Annotated in this window: 13 protein-coding genes; 7 read left to right on the plus strand and 6 right to left on the minus strand. The window is 63.8% G+C overall.

The window, feature by feature from the left end:
* The first annotated feature begins 32 nt into the window (after positions 1-32).
* Positions 33-806, plus strand: a complete 774-nt coding sequence (locus tag HBF25_RS05690) for a CPBP family intramembrane glutamic endopeptidase (RefSeq protein WP_166946998.1) — start codon at positions 33-35, stop codon at positions 804-806.
* Here HBF25_RS05690 and HBF25_RS05695 read toward each other — a convergent pair.
* A complete protein-coding gene (locus tag HBF25_RS05695; protein ID WP_166946999.1) occupies positions 803-1,399 on the minus strand; it encodes a class I SAM-dependent DNA methyltransferase in 597 nt (198 codons plus the stop codon). The two genes, HBF25_RS05690 and HBF25_RS05695, sit on opposite strands and share 4 nt — an antisense overlap.
* Positions 1,400-1,499: 100 nt before the next feature.
* Here HBF25_RS05695 and HBF25_RS05700 point away from each other — a divergent pair, with 100 nt between their 5' ends.
* From HBF25_RS05700 to HBF25_RS05710, 3 genes are all read left to right on the plus strand, one after another.
* A complete protein-coding gene (locus HBF25_RS05700; RefSeq protein ID WP_208392443.1) occupies positions 1,500-1,796 on the plus strand; it encodes a hypothetical protein in 297 nt (98 codons plus the stop codon).
* 177 nt (positions 1,797-1,973) lie between these two features.
* On the plus strand, positions 1,974-3,482 hold the full coding sequence (locus HBF25_RS05705; protein WP_166947000.1) for a DUF1800 domain-containing protein: 1,509 nt from the start codon (positions 1,974-1,976) through the stop codon (positions 3,480-3,482).
* A gap of 8 nt (positions 3,483-3,490) precedes the next feature.
* Positions 3,491-4,681 carry a DUF1501 domain-containing protein gene (locus HBF25_RS05710; protein ID WP_166947001.1) on the plus strand — a complete coding sequence of 397 codons (1,191 nt, stop codon included), beginning with the start codon at positions 3,491-3,493 and terminating at the stop codon, positions 4,679-4,681.
* A 98-nt stretch (positions 4,682-4,779) separates the two neighbouring features.
* On the opposite strand, the gene HBF25_RS05715 is transcribed toward HBF25_RS05710, so the two are convergent.
* From HBF25_RS05715 to HBF25_RS05725, 3 genes are all read right to left on the minus strand, one after another.
* Positions 4,780-6,597 (minus strand): glycoside hydrolase family 15 protein, encoded by a 1,818-nt coding sequence (locus tag HBF25_RS05715; RefSeq protein WP_208392444.1) that lies wholly within the window; start codon positions 6,595-6,597, stop codon positions 4,780-4,782.
* A gap of 71 nt (positions 6,598-6,668) precedes the next feature.
* On the minus strand, positions 6,669-8,897 hold the full coding sequence (locus HBF25_RS05720) for a DUF5916 domain-containing protein (RefSeq protein ID WP_166947003.1): 2,229 nt from the start codon (positions 8,895-8,897) through the stop codon (positions 6,669-6,671).
* 802 nt (positions 8,898-9,699) lie between these two features.
* On the minus strand, positions 9,700-11,133 hold the full coding sequence (locus HBF25_RS05725) for an aldehyde dehydrogenase family protein (RefSeq protein WP_166947004.1): 1,434 nt from the start codon (positions 11,131-11,133) through the stop codon (positions 9,700-9,702).
* Positions 11,134-11,231: 98 nt separating this feature from the next.
* On the opposite strand from HBF25_RS05725, the gene HBF25_RS05730 reads away from it, so the two are divergent.
* A complete protein-coding gene (locus tag HBF25_RS05730; RefSeq protein ID WP_166947005.1) occupies positions 11,232-12,122 on the plus strand; it encodes a LysR family transcriptional regulator in 891 nt (296 codons plus the stop codon).
* A gap of 78 nt (positions 12,123-12,200) precedes the next feature.
* Here the strand turns inward: HBF25_RS05730 and HBF25_RS05735 are convergent, their stop codons facing one another.
* The gene (locus tag HBF25_RS05735; protein WP_166947006.1) at positions 12,201-12,899 is read right to left on the minus strand and encodes a GNAT family N-acetyltransferase; all 699 of its coding nucleotides are present in this window, start codon (positions 12,897-12,899) and stop codon (positions 12,201-12,203) included.
* A 99-nt stretch (positions 12,900-12,998) separates the two neighbouring features.
* Here HBF25_RS05735 and HBF25_RS05740 point away from each other — a divergent pair, with 99 nt between their 5' ends.
* A complete protein-coding gene (locus tag HBF25_RS05740) occupies positions 12,999-13,913 on the plus strand; it encodes a peptidylprolyl isomerase (protein WP_166947007.1) in 915 nt (304 codons plus the stop codon).
* Between the two features lie 647 nt (positions 13,914-14,560).
* Positions 14,561-15,265, plus strand: a complete 705-nt coding sequence (locus HBF25_RS05745; RefSeq protein ID WP_166947008.1) for a hypothetical protein — start codon at positions 14,561-14,563, stop codon at positions 15,263-15,265.
* 144 nt (positions 15,266-15,409) lie between these two features.
* Here the strand turns inward: HBF25_RS05745 and HBF25_RS05750 are convergent, their stop codons facing one another.
* Positions 15,410-16,225 (minus strand): DUF3014 domain-containing protein, encoded by an 816-nt coding sequence (locus HBF25_RS05750; protein ID WP_166947009.1) that lies wholly within the window; start codon positions 16,223-16,225, stop codon positions 15,410-15,412.
* Between the last annotated feature and the right edge of the window lie 124 nt (positions 16,226-16,349).

Raw genomic sequence — 16,349 nt, forward strand, 5'->3', positions numbered from 1 at the left:
CAAGCCCGATGCGCGGTCGGCTACGGTGCCGCATGCCTCACGATACCGTGCCCCTCGACGCCCCCACCAGCGACCTCTCCCGCCCGATGCCTGCGCGTACACCCGGGTTGCCGGAAACCCTGGCCTGCATCCTCGCCTACTTCGTACTGCAGTTCGGCTTCGGCGGCATCTTCGGCATGATTTCCCAGCTGCTTACCAGGGCCTTCCCCGACGGCGTGCCGGCCTATCCGGACCGGATCATCGTGGTGGTGATGCTCACCCTGTGCTGTGCGGCCACCATCACGGTGGCCTTCCTCATGCGACGGTGGGGCGCGGCGCGCGCCGAGGGAGGTGCCGGCGGCCTGGGCTTCACCCACCCCCAGGGCAGGCACATCGCCACGGCCACCATCCTGGGGCTGGCCGCGCCTCTGCTCGGGGGCCTGCTCACCCAGTTTCTCGCCGGCAACCACGAGGTCACCCAGTCGGTGGCCGATATCGCCGGGAAGGCACACCTGGGCATGCGTATCGCGCTACTGCCCGTCGTGGTGCTCGTGGGGCCCCTGGTGGAGGAGGTGCTGTTCCGGGGTGCCCTGCTCTCTGCGTTGAGAACACGGCTGGGCGATGGCTGGGCCATCGCGCTTTCATCACTCATATTCGGCCTTGTACACCTGCCCGACCTCGCCTGGCTCTGGTACGCCGTGCCCAATCTGGTCCTGGTGGGTGTCTTCTGCGCCTGGCTGCGAGTGCGCAGCCGTTCGATCTGGCCGGCTTTCGTGGTGCATGCGGTGAACAACTCGCTGGCCACGGTCGGCTGGTTCATCCGCTAGAAGGTTTCCAGTGCCGCCACCTGCCGGGCCAGCCGCGGGCCGGCGTAGCACTGCGAGCCCACTGGCAGCAGGCCCACCTCCGAGAACGCGGCGCGATAGAACTTCGCCGGACGCGCATGGAAGCCCTCCCGATCGCCGCCGGGGTCGTCTTCACGGGTATACGCCTCAAGAAAGGCCACGCCTTCCAGCATCTCGCCGATGCCGGTGAGCCCGGCGCGGATCTCGGCCGGTTTCAGGTAATGCAGCACGTCGGTGCACACGATCAGGTCGAACCGGGTATCGAAACGCAGTTCGGCGAGCTGGCCGAAACGGGCGTAACCGATGTTGCGGCTGCGCCCGTAGCGGGCCACGGCGTATTCGCTGGCCTCCAGGCCCCGGTAGGCGATGCCGGGGCGCAGGCGGCGCAGCTCGGCACGCCAGGGTGCCTCGCCGCAGCCGATATCGAGCACGTTGCGCACCGGATGGCCCAGGTAGAACTCGGCCTGCCCCACCACCATCGCCACCTTGCGGCGCAATTCGGCCGGTGAGCGCACGGCATGCTCCGTGCTGCGGTACCACTTGTCGAAATAGGCCTGGTCGTAGGTCTTGGACATGTCGTGCCGCCCTTGGAAAACGCCCATGTTAGCGGGGCCTACACCTCGGGCATACATGTCCGGTCGCAGCATCGTGCGGTATCGATGCAAGGAGACCCCCATGCCCCTCATCCGCCTGCGCATTACCGGTGACCGTGACATCTTCGACGACGTGGTCAACGCCATCCACGGTATCGACAACGTGGAGCGTGTCGAGGAGATCGACGATTTCATGAGCGACTTCCGCGACGATTCCAGTTCGCAGAACCTGTCGGACGACATGAGTTCGCGCGCCTATACGGTGGAAGTGGAGGCGCCAAAGAATCGCCTGGAGCGCGTGCGTGAAATCGCCGAGGAAGCCGCCGGCTCGCGCGAGGCAACGATCGAATTCGTCGACGAAGACGAATTCCAGAACTAACCCTCTCCCTGTAGGAGCGCGCCTCGCGCGCGACCGGATATGCCATACCGCCTCCCGGTCGCGCGCGAGGCGCGCTCCTACAGGTGTTTGCATTCGCAAGTTCCGGCGGTCAGCCGGAAGTAAAACAGCGGCCCCTGACTCCGTTTAAGGTAGTGACGCGCCTTCAACGGAGGTCCCATGCGCCCGCTCGCCGCCGCCCTACTGATCGCCCTGCTTCCCCTGCCCGCGATCGCTGCGGACGAACCCCTGTCGAAGGAGGACGCCGCCTGGCTCGACCGGGTGACCTTTGGTATCGATACGGCCACCGTCGCCAGCTTCCGCGACCTGGGCAGGCGCCGCTTCCTGGATCACCAGTTGCATCCGCGTGACGACGCCCTGCCCGCCGAGGTCGCCCAGCAGATCGCCGGCTTCGACGTGATGAAGACGCCACCCGCCACGATGATGGCGCAGATGCGCGACCAGTATCGCGACATCAACCAGATGCCCGACGGCGATGCCAAGCAGGAAGCACGCAAGGCCTTGCAGAAACAAGGCAACGATTACGCACAGGAAGCCCAGTCCGCCGAACTGCTGCATGCCATCTACGACGAAAACCAGCTGCGCGAGCAGCTTGTCTGGTTCTGGATGAATCACTTCAGCGTGTTCAAGGACAAGGGCCGCGTGCGCTGGCTCGTTGCCGACTACGCACAGAACACCATCCGGCCGCATGCACTGGGCAAGTTCCGCGACCTGGTGATGGCCACGCTGAAAAGCCCGGCGATGCTGGAGTACCTCGACAACGCACAGAACGCCCGCGACAAGATCAACGAGAACTACGCCCGCGAGCTGATGGAGCTGCATACGCTGGGCGTCAACAGCGGTTACACGCAGGCCGACGTGCAAAGCCTCGCGCATATCCTCACCGGCGTGGGCGTGAATTTCGACGGGCAGCCGCGCAAGTTCCGTCCTGACATGCAGCGCTACTACGTGCAGGAAGGCGTGTTCGAGTTCAACCCGAACCGGCACGATTTCGGTGACCAGGTGTTGCTGGGCAAGAACATCTCCGGTGGCGGCTTCGACGAGGTGGAGAAGGCCGTCGATCTCATCGTCAGCCAGCCGGCCTGCGCGAACTTCATCTCGACCAAGCTGGCAAAGTATTTCGTTTCCGATAATCCGCCGCCCTCGCTCATCAAGGCCATGGCGAAGACCTTCCGGCGCAGCGACGGCGATATCGCCGAGGTGATGAAAACCATGCTCACCTCGAAGGAATTCACCGCCTCGCTGGGCCAGCGCTACAAGGACCCGACGCAGTTCCTCGTGTCCACGATGCGCCTGGCCTACGACGGCAAACCCGTGCCGAATCCCCGCCCGCTGGTGAACTGGATCAACCAGCTCGGCCAGGCCCCCTTCGGACGCATCACACCCGATGGCTGGCCCGTTGCCGATGCAGAATGGTCCAGTTCGGGGCAGCTGGCGAAGCGCTTTGAGATCGCGCGCGCCATCGGCAGTGGTGCGAACCACCTGTTCGACCTGGACGAAGAAGGCAAGCGCCAGCGCGGCGGTTTCCCGCAGCTCACCACGCCCACGTATTACGCCGTCATCGATCCCTATCTCGGCCCAAAGACGCGTGATGCGCTTTCGCAGGCCACCTCGCAGCAGGAATGGAACACATTCCTGCTCTCCTCCCCCGAATTCAACAACCGCTGAGGTTCGCCATGGACCGCCGCCAGTTCCTCCTGACGCTCGCCGCCACCGTCCCTGCCCTCACCCTTGGCGGCAAGGTGTTCGCCGCACCGGCGAACACCCCACGCTTCCTGCTTGTGTTCCTGCGCGGCGGCTACGATTCGAACAACCTGCTGGTGCCGTATTCGAGCGATTTCTACTACGAATCGCGGCCCAGCATCGCGCTGGCCAGGCCAGACCCCGCCAATCCGAAGTCCGTACGCGCCCTGGATGCCAACTGGGGCATGGCGCCCGTGCTGACCGGATCGATGGGACCGCTATGGGACAAGCGCCAGCTCGCCTTCGTACCCTTCGCCGGCACCGACGATCTGTCACGCAGCCACTTCGAAACCCAGGACAACATCGAATCCGGCGAAACGGGCGATGCGCGCAGTTATGCATCGGGATTCATGGGACGGCTTGCCGATGTCCTTCGCGGCTCCACGCCCATCGCTTTCACCGATGCGCTCCCGCTGTCGTTCCGTGGGGCCAGCGACGTGCCCAATGTCTCGCTGAAAAACGGCGGCAAGGCGGTGTTCGACGACCGCCAGTCGAAGATTCTCGCCGACATGTATACGGGCACGCCGTTGCATGCGGCCGCCACGGAAGGCCTGCAACTGCGCCAGCAGGTGGCCATGGATCTCCAGAACGAAATGGTCGCCGCCAGCCGCGGCGCGGTGAACGCGCGCGGTTTCGCGCAGCAGGGCCAGCGCATGGCAACCCTGATGCGCGACCGTTTCCGCCTGGGTTTCGTCGACGTGGGTGGCTGGGATACCCACGTGAACCAGGGCGGTGCCGAAGGCCAGCTCGCCAGCAACCTCGACAACCTGGGCCAGGGCCTGGCCGCATTCGCCGACGGACTGGGTGATACCGAATGGAACAACACCGTGGTCGTGGTGGTGTCCGAGTTCGGCCGCACCTTCCGCGAAAACGGCAACAAGGGCACTGACCACGGCCATGGCACCACCTACTGGGTGCTGGGCGGAAAGGTCCACGGCGGCCGCATCGCCGGCCAGCAGGTAGCGGTAAACGCCGCCAACCTGCTGCAGAACCGCGACTACCCCGTGCTCAACAACTACCGCGATGTTCTGGGTGGCCTCATGCAACGCATGTACGGCCTCTCGCAAGCCGACCTCGCCAAGGTCTTCCCCGGCGCCCGCCCCCGCGACCTCTCGCTGGTATAGCCAAGCCCCCTGTAGGAGCGCGCCTCGCGCGCGACAGCTTTATTGAACGCTTTTCGAAAAGCTGTCGCGCGCAAGGCGCGCTCCTACAGGGTGGCCTGTCAGGGTTGCCAGATCTGGCCTTCCGGGTGGGAGAGCTGGCGGTCGAGGTAGTACGCGGCGCTGATGAAGGCCAGGTGGGTCAGCGCTTGTGGGAAGTTGCCCAGCGGCTCGCCGCGATGGCTCAGTTCCTCGGAAAACAGGCCAAGATGATTCGAGTACAGCACCCCGCGCGCCATGATCTCGCGCGCTTCGTGAAGGCGCCCCGCCCGCGCCAGGCATTCCACGTACCAGAAGGTGCAGGTGGTGAACGCACCCTCCCCGCCTTCCAGGCCATCCGCATTGCGGTAACGGAATACCAGGCCATCGTCGGTGAGCTGCTCACGGATGGCGTCCAGTGTGGCAAGCCATACCGGATCGGTGGCCGAAACGAACCGCACCAGCGGCATCATCAGCAAGGCCGCATCCAGGTCGGTACCACCGCGGGTCTGCACGAAGTAACCGTGCTCCGGATGACGGAAGTTCGCCCAGATATCCTCGGCGATACGATCGCGCTCGGCCGCCCATTCCACCACCGGCCCGGGTAACGAGCGCTTGCCGGCGAGCCGTACCGTGCGATCCAGCGCCACCCAGCACATGAGCCTTGAGTGCAGGAAATGTCGTGGCTTGTCGCGGATTTCCCAGATACCTTCGTCAGCGTCGCCCCAGTGCCGCGACACGTGATCCACCATGCGCCGCACATGTCGCCAGCTTTCGTGGCTGATCGCCGTGCCGTACTTGTTGGAGAGGTAGATGCTGTCCATCAGCTCGCCGAAGATATCGAGCTGGGTCTGGGTGCGTGCGGCATTGCCCACGCGTACGGGCTTCGAATGCGCGTAGCCCGCGAGATGATCCAGTGTGGATTCCTGCTTCGCTTCCCCGCCATCGAGCGCATACATGATGTGCAGCGCCGAGTGCTTGCCCAGCGCCATCACGCGGTCTTCGGCCCAGCGGCGGAAATGCTCGGCTTCCTCCACGTATCCCAAACGCATGAAGGCATAGACGGTGAACGACGCGTCGCGAATCCAGGTGGCACGATAGTCCCAGTTGCGCTCCGCGCCCGTCGCCTCGGGAAGCCCGAACGTGGCCGCCGCCGCGATGGAACCATGGCGATGGGAGGTGAGCAGCTTCAGCACGAGGGCCGAACGATCCACCCGCTCGCGCCAGCGTCCCTTGTACGACGAACGACGCATCCAGCGCCGCCACGCGTCCGCCGTGGCTTCCTGCAACGCCAGGCATTCCCCGCTATCCAGTGGATCGAATGCCTCGTCGCAAAGCACGAACCAGGCGTCGTGTCCGGCTTCCAGCGAGAACCGCGCCTCGGCGTCGCCCTGCCCGATCCGCAGTGGCACGCTGGCCCCCAGGCGAACCGATTGCTTGCCCGCATGGAAGACCACCGTCTCCCCATATGCTTCGACCTCGGGCACGAGGCGCGCATAGTCCAGCCGTGGACGGCAACGCACATGCAGGTCCACCTTGCCGCGAAGCACGCGGATGCGGCGCACGAGACTTCTGGGTACGCGTGCGGCCGCTTCGGGATGTGGCATGAAATCCGTCAGCTCGACGCTGCCCTCTTCCGCCATCCAGCGGGTGATCAGGATATTGGTCTCCGGCACATACAACTGCATGCGGCGTGGGTTATCGAGCGAGGGTTCTACCGAGAATTCGCCACCGGTGTCCGGATCGAGCAATGCCGCGAAGATCGTCGGGCTATCCAGGTGGGGCCAGCACAGGTAATCGATGCAGCCATCGCTTGCGACCAGGGCCGCGGTATCGAGGTTACCGACAATGCCGTGTTCGCCGATCTGCCGGCCGGGCATGGGATTTTCGCGTTTCGACACGCGGCTCTCCGCCGTGGGGACGATGAGCCTACGAATGCCATGCGTCATGTGAAGGGGGTGCCGAGGGCGCTTCAGAACTCCATGCGGTAGGCGATCTTCACCAGGCCTTCGTTCACGTCCTTCAGGCCGAAACCCTGACGAAACTGGCCGTCGAGATCGTCCTTGGTGTCTTCACGATATCCACCCCGGTTGTACACGATGTAGAGGTTGGACAAGGGTGCGATTTCGTAGCGGTAGCGGATCTGGAAGCCCAGGTTGGCGACGCCAAGATTATCCACCGCTTCGTTGCTGGGCACCGCACGGCCAGAGGGCGACAGCTCGTAGGCCTGGCGCAGGCGGGCCGCTACGGCGAGAGTCTGCAGCTTCACCCGCAGCTCGTGGCGATTGCCGAAGTTCCAGTTCAGGCCGCTGTCGATGCCGATGGTGCGCCCGTCGAAACTGCCTACCAGGTTGTCGTGCTGCCAGATGAGCCAGTTCGGGTCCCATTCGTAGCTGGCTCCGGCGAAGACGCTGAAACCGTCGGTGATGAAGTACGTCGGGGTGAACTTGAAGTAGTAGCCAAGGCGGTGATAACCCGTGAGCTGGTTGCCCGAGAGGGTGCCCTCCGTGGTCCAGCTCCAGCGACCCACGCGGGGCTGCTCGCGCTGCCAGCGAAGACGCATCGTGGGTGGCGTGCGCAGCGGGTTGCCTCCACGGGTCAGCAGGTCGTCATACGCAGCGGTGAACATGTCCAGGCGCCACCATTCCGCGCCACCGTCGCGACGCTGGCTGTCGCGCATGATGCGAAAGCGGCGGCGGATGAGACGTCCCTCGGTGTTGTCCTGCTGGGAGACGCGGAACCGCCACAGATGGGACGCATAGGCCGAATCCGCTGCGGTGGCCGTATCGCGATACCGCACCTCCCAGTGCAGGTATTCCATGTCGTTGCGCGGCAGGTAGCCGAAATCGTTGATATCCAGGCGCTTGCCGAAGTACATGCCCAGCCACTGCTGGCTCCAGCGGTCGTTCATTTCCCAGTAGGCGATGCTGGTGGCGCCGAGGCCCGAGCTCTTCGCCTGCGGCTGGTCGATCTTGCTGCCGACCACGTTGCTCGTGATGGTGAACGAGGCGTTCGGCTGCCAGCGATGGTCGATGCCGAGCACGTTGGCGTCGCGATCCAGGTAGGGGTGGTCGACATGCGTGGCCAGCAGGCCCAGCGTCTGTGTGCCCAGGTTCTGCACCAGCCGAAGCGCGCCGAACGAACGACCCGCGTCACCTTTTTCCTGTGCCGTGAGGATGCCGTAGCTGGTCGAACCCACGCTGCCGTTCACTTTCACCGCCGCTGCGATATCCGCCGGGCCGCTGCCGTCATCCGATGCACCGCCCACGCGCCGGGTGTAGACCAGCTGTGAGTCGTCATCGAGCAGGCTGAAATCGAAGATGCCCTGGTTTTCGGTAAAGAATGGGCGCTTGTCGGTGAAGAAGGTTTCCTGCGGCGAGAAGTTCACCACCAGGTCATCGCTTTCCACCTGGCCGAAGTCCGGGTTGATCGTGGCGGTGAGCTGGGTCTGGCCGTTAGGCTTCCACAGGATGTCGGCACCTTCCTGGAACGAGGTGCCGCCGTGGGCGCGGTCCGTACGCGCCACCAGGTACGGCGTCACGGCGAACAGCGACTGGGAATACGCCGGCACGTCGATTTTCTGGAAGCTGGAGAGAAACCGGCCGCGGTCGAAGGCGATGGTGGGCCATGCAGCGCGTTCGCCGGTAGCGGCGATGATGCGGTCGATGTACAGGCCGATGGTGCGCGTATCACCCGAAGCCTTGCGCATCGGCGCGATATACCAGGGGATGAGGATTTCCACGGAATAGCCTTCCGCATCCTCGCTCGTGGCGTGTTCCCAGATACCGTCCCAGTCGTAGCTGAAATCGTTCTCGTTGGTGATTACTTCGTCGGCGATGCCGCCCTGTGACTTCACCTCGAAGTCGTAACCCACGCGGCCGTCCGCGTCGAAATCCACCATGACATTGATGCGATCGACGAGGGCATCCTCATCACGACGAGCCTGTTGCTTCGAACGGGGAATACCCGCGGGCTGGGTCACCCTTACCGCCACCGCGAGCCCTTTGGGCGTGGATAGGACCCAGGCCTCCACCGGCTGGCTGGCTGCCGTACCCGTCCATGGCTGGGTCACATGGAAATCCGTGATGTGCTGGGCCCCGGCCCATTCCGTGGGATCGATATGACCATCGATCTTCACCTCCGCGGCGGCAGACGCCGACGCCAGGCACAGCAAGACGAACAAGGTGAAGCGATGACGCATGAAGTTCCCCAGACCCGACAGCTCGGGGGAATAGATGCGCCATTACTCAAAAGGGTTACCCATGACTATCGACCTATGAACCTCGAAACTGTCGTTCCTGTGAAAACAGGAACCCAGCGCCCCGGTTCACCAGCACAGCGAGGGCGTTGCATCGGCTCTGGCGTAGGGGGTGTTATCGCGACAACCGGCTGCACCGCGCTGGGTTCCAGCTTTCGCTGGAACGACGGCTTCGGGTGGGGCTGTCGCCACCTCCCCTACCCGTCGTTCCTGTGAAAACAGGAACCCAGCGCCCCGATTCACCAGCACGGCGAAGGCGCTACATCGGCTCTAGCGTAGGGAGCTTTATCGCGACAACCGATTGCATCGCGCCAGGTTCCAGCTTTCTCTGGAACGACGGCTTCGGGTGGGGTTGTCGTCACCTCCCCTACCCGTCGTTCCTGTGAAAACAGGAACCCAGCGCCCCGATTCACCAGCACGGCGAAGGCGCTACATCGGCTCTAGCGTAGGGAGCTTTATCGCGACAACCGACTGCCTCGCGCTAGGTTCCAGCTTTCGCTGGAACGACGGCTTCGGGTGGGGCTGTCGCCACCTCCCCTACCCGTCGTTCCTGTGAAAACAGGGAACCCAGCGCCCCGGTTCACCAGCACAGCGTGGGCGCTACATCGGCGTTGGCGTAGGAAGCGTCCTCGCGACAACCGACTGCACCGTGCTAGGTTCCAGCTTTCGCTGGAACGACGGCTTCGGGGGAGGACGACCACTACCTCCTTATTCGACGGCTTCGGGGAGGGACTACCGCTACCTCCTACTCGACGGCTTCGGGGGAACTGAGTACAGCCTTGGCTTCCAGGTAAGCTTCCAGGCCCATCACGCCGTACTCGCGACCCAGACCCGACTGCTTGAATCCACCAAACGGTGCCTTTGGCTCGTGCGACATTCCATTGATAGCGACACGCCCTGCATCGATCCGCGATGCCACCCGAAGTGCGCGCTGCGTATCGGCGGATATGACATACGCCTGCAAGCCATACGGCGTGTCGTTGGCAATGGCGATGGCCTGCTCTTCATCTTCGTACGCAATGATCGACAGCACAGGCCCGAAGATTTCCTCCCGGGCGATGGACATGTCATTGCGCACATCGGTAAACAGCGTGGGCTTCACCAGCCAGCCACGCTCATAGCCATCGGGCCGGCCCTCGCCACCGGCAAGCAACCGCGCTCCCTCGGCAATACCCTTGCCGATATAACCCTGCACGCGCTCCCACTGACGCCGGCTCACCATCGGACCAATGGTGGTATCCGCCCGCAACGGATCACCCGAGACGGCCGCTTCAACCAGCGCAGCCGCCTTCGTTTCGAACTCCGCCAGGCGCGCACGCGGCACAAGGATGCGCGTGCCCGCGATACAGGCCTGCCCGCTATTCATGAAGCCCGCCGCAAGAGCCATCGGCACCGCGCTGTCGAAATCTGCGTCATCGAGAATCACGGTAGGCGATTTGCCGCCCAGCTCCAGCGTCACGCGCTTGAGCGTGTCCGCCGCGGCACGCACGATGCCCTTGCCGACGATGGTGGACCCGGTGAAGGAAATCTTCGCCACGTCAGGACTACCGACGATCCCGGCTCCCACGACATCGCCGCGTCCGGTCACGATATTGAACACGCCAGCCGGCGCACCTGCTTCATGCAGTGCTTCGGTCACGATCCGGGTCTGCCACGCGCTCATCTCGCTGGGTTTGATCACCGCGGTGCAACCAGCGGCAATGGCCATCGCCAGCTTGCCGCAGATAAACCCCGCGTTGCTGTTCCATGGCGTGATAAGGCCCGTGACACCCACTGGTTGCATCGTCACGGTCGCCGTGCCCATACGCCGGGTGAATTCGTAGTGTTCCAGCGCATCGATCGCACCTGTGAATACGTCGGCTGCGTGGGCTGTCATCCAGTGTGCCCGGGCGAACGGAGCGCCATATTCCGTCACCACCGCTTCCAGCAGGTCGTCCGCACGCGCCATCACGGCATCGTGCATGCGCCGAAGCAAGGCGATGCGCTCGGCCACCGTCGTGCGGGAGAACGCGGGAAACGCGCGCTTGGCAGCAGCAATGGCAAGACGCACATCGTCCGCGTCCGCCAGCCGCACGCTCCCGATCACTTCCTCCGTTGCCGGGTTGAACAGATCGAAGCGTTCGGTACCGTGCGGGGTGACGAAGGCACCGTCGATGTAAACAGTGTCGATGGAGATCATGGGAGGCTCCTGTGGGATTGACGCCTCCAAGGATGTAGCCTCCCCATTAGCCTGATAAGCTGCACAAAGGCAAACAACCCATTAAGCCAGAACGGACAATGCGCAGCGGACTCACCGAACTGGAAGCCGTTCTCGCCGTGGCCCGCCTGGGCAGCTTCCGGGCCGCGGCAGGCGAGCTCGACCTGTCCACCTCGGCGGTCAGCCAGGCTGTCGCCACTCTGGAGGCCCGGCTGGGCGCCCGCCTGTTCCATCGCACCACCCGAAGCGTTCGCCTCACCGAAGCCGGCGAACGCTTCGTTACCGAGCTTGCTCCGGCCATGCAGGGCATCCGCGTCGCCATGGACCGGGCCCGGGACGGCGACGAAGCCCCGGCAGGGTCACTCCGGCTCAATATGGCCGCCGGCGCGGCACACCGGCTCATGCAGCCGCTACTCATCCCGTACATGCAGCGCTATCCCGCCGTGCATGTCGAGGTGGTCACCGACGGAAGACTGATCGACATCGTCCGCGAAGGATTCGATGCCGGTTTCCGCACGCAGGACGTCGTACCGGGCGACATGATCGCCGTGCCCTTCGGCTCGCCCATTCGCTTCGCCGTTGTCGGATCGCCGGCGTATTTCGCACGCCATGGTCGCCCGCACACGCCGGACGAACTCGCACGCCACCGCTGCATCCGCGCGCGCATGAGCAGTGGCCATATCTACCAGTGGGAGTTCGAGCGGCACGGCGAAACGGTGACCGTACCGGTCGATGGCAGTGTCACCCTGAACGAGCCGAAGTTGATGGTGAGCGCGGCGAAAGCCGGGCTCGGGCTGGTCTATCTCAGCGAGTACGACGTGGAAGAAGGCCTCGGCGATGGTTCTCTGGAGCGCGTCCTCGACGACTGGACACCCCCCTTCGATCGCCTGTGCCTCTACTATCCAGGCCGCCGCCACGTGCCTTCACCCCTTCGCGCCCTGATCGACTTCATCCGCGAACACCCCCTGTAGGAGAGCGCCTTGCGCGCGACCGGTGTAGCGTATGTGTTTCAAGGTTTCGCGATGACCGGTCGCGCGCAAGGCGCGCTCCTACAGGGGTTCGTTGATGTCGATCGCCGTCAGCGTCAGCTTCGCGCGACGCCGGAATCCCAGGTTTTCATAGAGCCGCGTCGCCCCATCGTTACCCGCCGACACGTGCAGGAACGACGCCAGCCCCTGTTCCCGATGGTTGTTTACCAGCGAGACGAGCAGTGCTCGCGCCAGCCCACGACCCGTGAAATCCGGATGCGTGCATACCGCGCTGATTTCGCGTGCACCGGGAACGATCATCCGCTCACCTGCCATCGCAACGAGGCGATTTTCCTGAAGAATGCCGACATAGGCTCCCAGCTCCGCCGTGTGCTCACGAAAGAACTCTGGATACACCAGCTGCGTGAGCGCCCGCATGCGTTCGCGATGCTCGGGCCCCAACACCACCACCTTCTCGCGCGTGGTCAGCTCACCGGCATCCGCAGGGCGCAACAATTGCAGCGTTTCCGGAACCGCATGGTACGCAGTCACCGGCACGCGCTGCCAGCGTTCGGGCATATGCTCCGGCGCCGTACCAAGGAAATACCAACGTCCCTTGAGGCGTGCGTCATCAAGGACCTTCGCATCTGGCCGCGCCACGGCCATGAAAGGCGCGTAAGACGCGCCGTACCACAATGCCTCGCCCGCATGACGCGCAAGGTCTGCGTGGCCTCCGCGCAGGGAATGCCATAACGGGTTATCGAGTAAGGAGGTGTCCATGCCGTTTCCTTTGCCTGCCCACCTATGATCTGAGGGATACCCGCGCACATCTCAACCGGCTCTGCTAACGTCGCCCGACATAGCCACCCAGGGGAAACCATGCTCGCCCGTACCTGCCTTGCGCTCGCCCTCGTCCTTGCCCTGCCCGTCCATGCCGCCGACGATGCGAAGAAAACACCCTCGGCCAAGGATCTTCTGGCAAAGTCCACGCCAGACGAATGGCGCACGCCCGATCCGGCCAACCTGGTGTACATGGACCTGCCGCAAGGCCGGGTGATCATCGAGCTGGCCCAGGACTGGACACCGGCACACGCCGCCAACATCCGCACGCTGATCCGCGAGCACTATTTCGACGGCACCCAGGTCATCCGCGTACAGGACAACTTCGTCACCCAGTGGGGCGACGCCGATGGCGACGACAAGGCCAAGGCAAAGTCCCTCGGCACGGCAAAGGAAAGCCTGCCGGCGGAATTCACCCGCAAGGGTGGCAAGTATCCTTTCACCCGGTTGCCGGATGGTGACGTCTATGCACCCGAAGTCGGCTTCTCCGACGGTTTTCCGGTGGCGCGCGACGCGAAAGCCGGCGAAGCGTGGATCACCCACTGCTACGGCACGGTAGGCGTGGCGCGCGATGTCGGCGCGGAAACAGGCAACGGCAGCTCGCTGTACGCGATCATCGGCCAGGCCCCGCGCAACCTCGACCGCAATCTGGCCGTGGCCGGCAAGGTACTCAAGGGCATGGAGATTCTCTCCGCCTACCCGCGTGGCGGCGAGCCGATGGGTTTCTATGAAAAACCTGAGCAGCGCGTGACCATCAAGAGCGTACGCCTCGCGGCCGACGTACCCGAAGCGAAGCGCACGCCCATCCAGGTGCTGCGCACGGAGAGCAAGACCTTTGCCGCGGTGATCGAGGCCAAGCGCAATCGCAAGGACGACTTCTACACCCGCCCGGCGGGCAAGATCGACCTGTGCAATATCAACGTGCCCGTGCGCGATCCGTCGAAAAAACCCTGAACCACGACACCCTCCCCCTGTAGGAGCGCGCCTTGCGCGCGACCGGTTTTCGCAAACATACCCATGGTTATCGCGACAATTCGGTCGCGCGCAAGGCGCGCTCCTACAAGGGATCGGCACATTCCTGCCAGCAGACCAGTCCGCGCATCCCACTCGGCGGGATGAGGGCCGATCTCTCCCGACGACTCTGATCGTCATCCTTCCCAGGGGCAACCTGCCCTCACGAAAGGATGCGAGTCACCGTGTTCAAGAACGCCGTCATCCGTCGCGCACTCGCGACGGCACTGCTCATTGCAGCCCTGTGCAGCGCCCTGTGGTCACCGGCAACGCCGGCCCAGTACCAATGCACGGGCCACGATTGCGGCGCCCCGACAGGGGGCGCATACGCCGATAGCCAGGGAAATACGCTCTGCAAGGACTGTGTGGGCAACAGCCCTACGTGGAGCGACCGCTTCGGCGCCTGGATACCCGGGCCCGGTGGCCCGAAGAACGCCGGCGGCAGCATGGGCGGTGGTGGCCCTCGAGCCGGTGGCGGCGGGGGCACAAGCTGCATGCAGGCATGCCACGGTGGAGGGGGGCGTCGCTCGCGGCGATCTGCGGAGACCGTGGCGCAACGGACAGTCGACGATACGCAAAGGAGCCCGGCAATGGCATCGCACCATGACAAGGAACTGGAGCTGATGCTCCACGGCAGCAAACCGCTGGCGGGTTTCACGCAGGAAGAAGGCATGCCACGGAACCGTGTGATTCCCGCAGGTTTCGACGAAGCCCTGGCCTCGGGAAAACTCGTATATCAGGCTGCGCCGGTAAAGCCACCGCAAGCCATCACTCACTATTTTGCACGGCCCGACGAAGCCTGGCGCATGCGGGTGATGGCTCGCTATGTCGCGCACGACTTCCTCCATGGCAGCGGGAACAACGCGTTTGATCTACTGGATGACCAGCGATTTCGTGGCTACATGTATGGCTACGATCCCGACGAGATCGAAGACTTCGTGACCCGACGTGCGCATGGCATGCATGCGGCAGGGGCTATGGCGTCCCGGGACATGATCCTGCGAGAAGGCGCCGGCAGGTTGCCCCATGACCCGGCTATCGTCCCAGGTGTCGATCATGACGCCGGTCGCGCGCCGGCCGAGTTGCACCTTGCCGATGGGCACCCTCTCACGTTGTCGTTCCGACCAGAGGACCGGTGGCGGGCTCTGGTGGTCGTGGCCGTACTGGATGACGTGCCGCGCTGGAAGATCGATACACAAAGAAGGGACGATCATATGCAGCTATTGCGTTTTGTCATGGATTCGAACGACGACGCGTTACGTGCATTGTTCGATAACGCAGGCATTCACCTGTAGGAGCGCGCCTTGCGCGCGACCAGTTTTCGCGAACATACCCATGGTTATCGCGACAACCCGGTCGCGCGCAAGGCGCGCTCCTACAGGGACATGGGGGTCGCCAGCCGTTGGCGCAGCAGATTTAAGTCGTGAATGCCGTGACTATCAAGTACCGGGCGTCGCCACGATGGCATCACGCAATGCACGCAGCTTGTTCTTCAGCTTCGCCTCGTTCTCCGCACCGACGCGAACCATGAACTTCTGCCCGGCGGAAAGCTGCTCATAGGTGGGGTTGGAATACACATACCCCTGCTTCTCAGGCAGCAACTGCAGGCTGCCTTTCGGCTCCGGCGCATCCAGCAGGTGGTCGATCACTTCCACGAGGCGATCATTGAAATACCCGTTGGTGCCCAGATCCCGATAAGCCTGCTGGAACAACGGATAATTGCGCTTGTACCAGGCAGCGGCCGCCTGCGGCTGGATACGATCTGCCACGTACATATACGTGGCATAGCGATCCGCATTTTTCTTCGCCGCGACGAACATGCCATCGGCCGACTGTACCTGGAAGGTGCCTGTGGGCGTGCGCAGCGGTAGCACATTCATGCCGATGGATTGCTTCGGCAACGCGTCGATGGTGGAGACCATGCGCGAAATGATCGCTTCCGGTCGCAGCAGCGACTTCAGCGCACCGTCACCCGAAAGCGCCAGCAGCCCCGCGAGCACCGCATCGTCGCTCTGGTCGAGCGAAGGCAGCGCTGCCGTGGAAGCGCCGGCCGGTCCGTCGATGGGATGTTGCGGCAATGGCTGGTCATGGACCTGGGTCGGCGGTGAGGCCGATGAGGACGCAGAGGCGAATGGCGGCGCGCCTGCTGCTTCGCGAGCCTGCTTCTCTCGATACACGAATACCGCGATCACGGCGGCGATCGCCACGACCAGTACACCCGCTATCCACTTCGAACCCGACGACTGATTGCTCAACGCTGCTACTCCGGTGAAACCAACCCCCATGGGACTACGAACGCCCCGGTTGGTTCAAGGCTGGGGCATGCATGTGGCAAAACACGGCGCAAAAGATTGCGCCACGAAGTGGCTTTTTTGTAGG

This window comes from Luteibacter anthropi (genome assembly GCF_011759365.1).
Classification (GTDB): domain Bacteria; phylum Pseudomonadota; class Gammaproteobacteria; order Xanthomonadales; family Rhodanobacteraceae; genus Luteibacter; species Luteibacter anthropi.

What these genes read in the sequence shown, in the direction of transcription:
- HBF25_RS05690 (WP_166946998.1), top strand. Translation starts at nt 33, where the DNA reads ATGCCTCACGATACCGTGCCCCTCGACGCCCCCACCAGCGACCTCTCC.
- HBF25_RS05695 (WP_166946999.1), bottom strand. Translation starts at nt 1,399, where the DNA reads ATGTCCAAGACCTACGACCAGGCCTATTTCGACAAGTGGTACCGCAGC.
- HBF25_RS05700 (WP_208392443.1), top strand. Translation starts at nt 1,500, where the DNA reads ATGCCCCTCATCCGCCTGCGCATTACCGGTGACCGTGACATCTTCGAC.
- HBF25_RS05705 (WP_166947000.1), top strand. Translation starts at nt 1,974, where the DNA reads ATGCGCCCGCTCGCCGCCGCCCTACTGATCGCCCTGCTTCCCCTGCCC.
- HBF25_RS05710 (WP_166947001.1), top strand. Translation starts at nt 3,491, where the DNA reads ATGGACCGCCGCCAGTTCCTCCTGACGCTCGCCGCCACCGTCCCTGCC.
- HBF25_RS05720 (WP_166947003.1), bottom strand. Translation starts at nt 8,897, where the DNA reads ATGCGTCATCGCTTCACCTTGTTCGTCTTGCTGTGCCTGGCGTCGGCG.
- HBF25_RS05725 (WP_166947004.1), bottom strand. Translation starts at nt 11,133, where the DNA reads ATGATCTCCATCGACACTGTTTACATCGACGGTGCCTTCGTCACCCCG.
- HBF25_RS05730 (WP_166947005.1), top strand. Translation starts at nt 11,232, where the DNA reads ATGCGCAGCGGACTCACCGAACTGGAAGCCGTTCTCGCCGTGGCCCGC.
- HBF25_RS05735 (WP_166947006.1), bottom strand. Translation starts at nt 12,899, where the DNA reads ATGGACACCTCCTTACTCGATAACCCGTTATGGCATTCCCTGCGCGGA.
- HBF25_RS05740 (WP_166947007.1), top strand. Translation starts at nt 12,999, where the DNA reads ATGCTCGCCCGTACCTGCCTTGCGCTCGCCCTCGTCCTTGCCCTGCCC.
- HBF25_RS05745 (WP_166947008.1), top strand. Translation starts at nt 14,561, where the DNA reads ATGGCATCGCACCATGACAAGGAACTGGAGCTGATGCTCCACGGCAGC.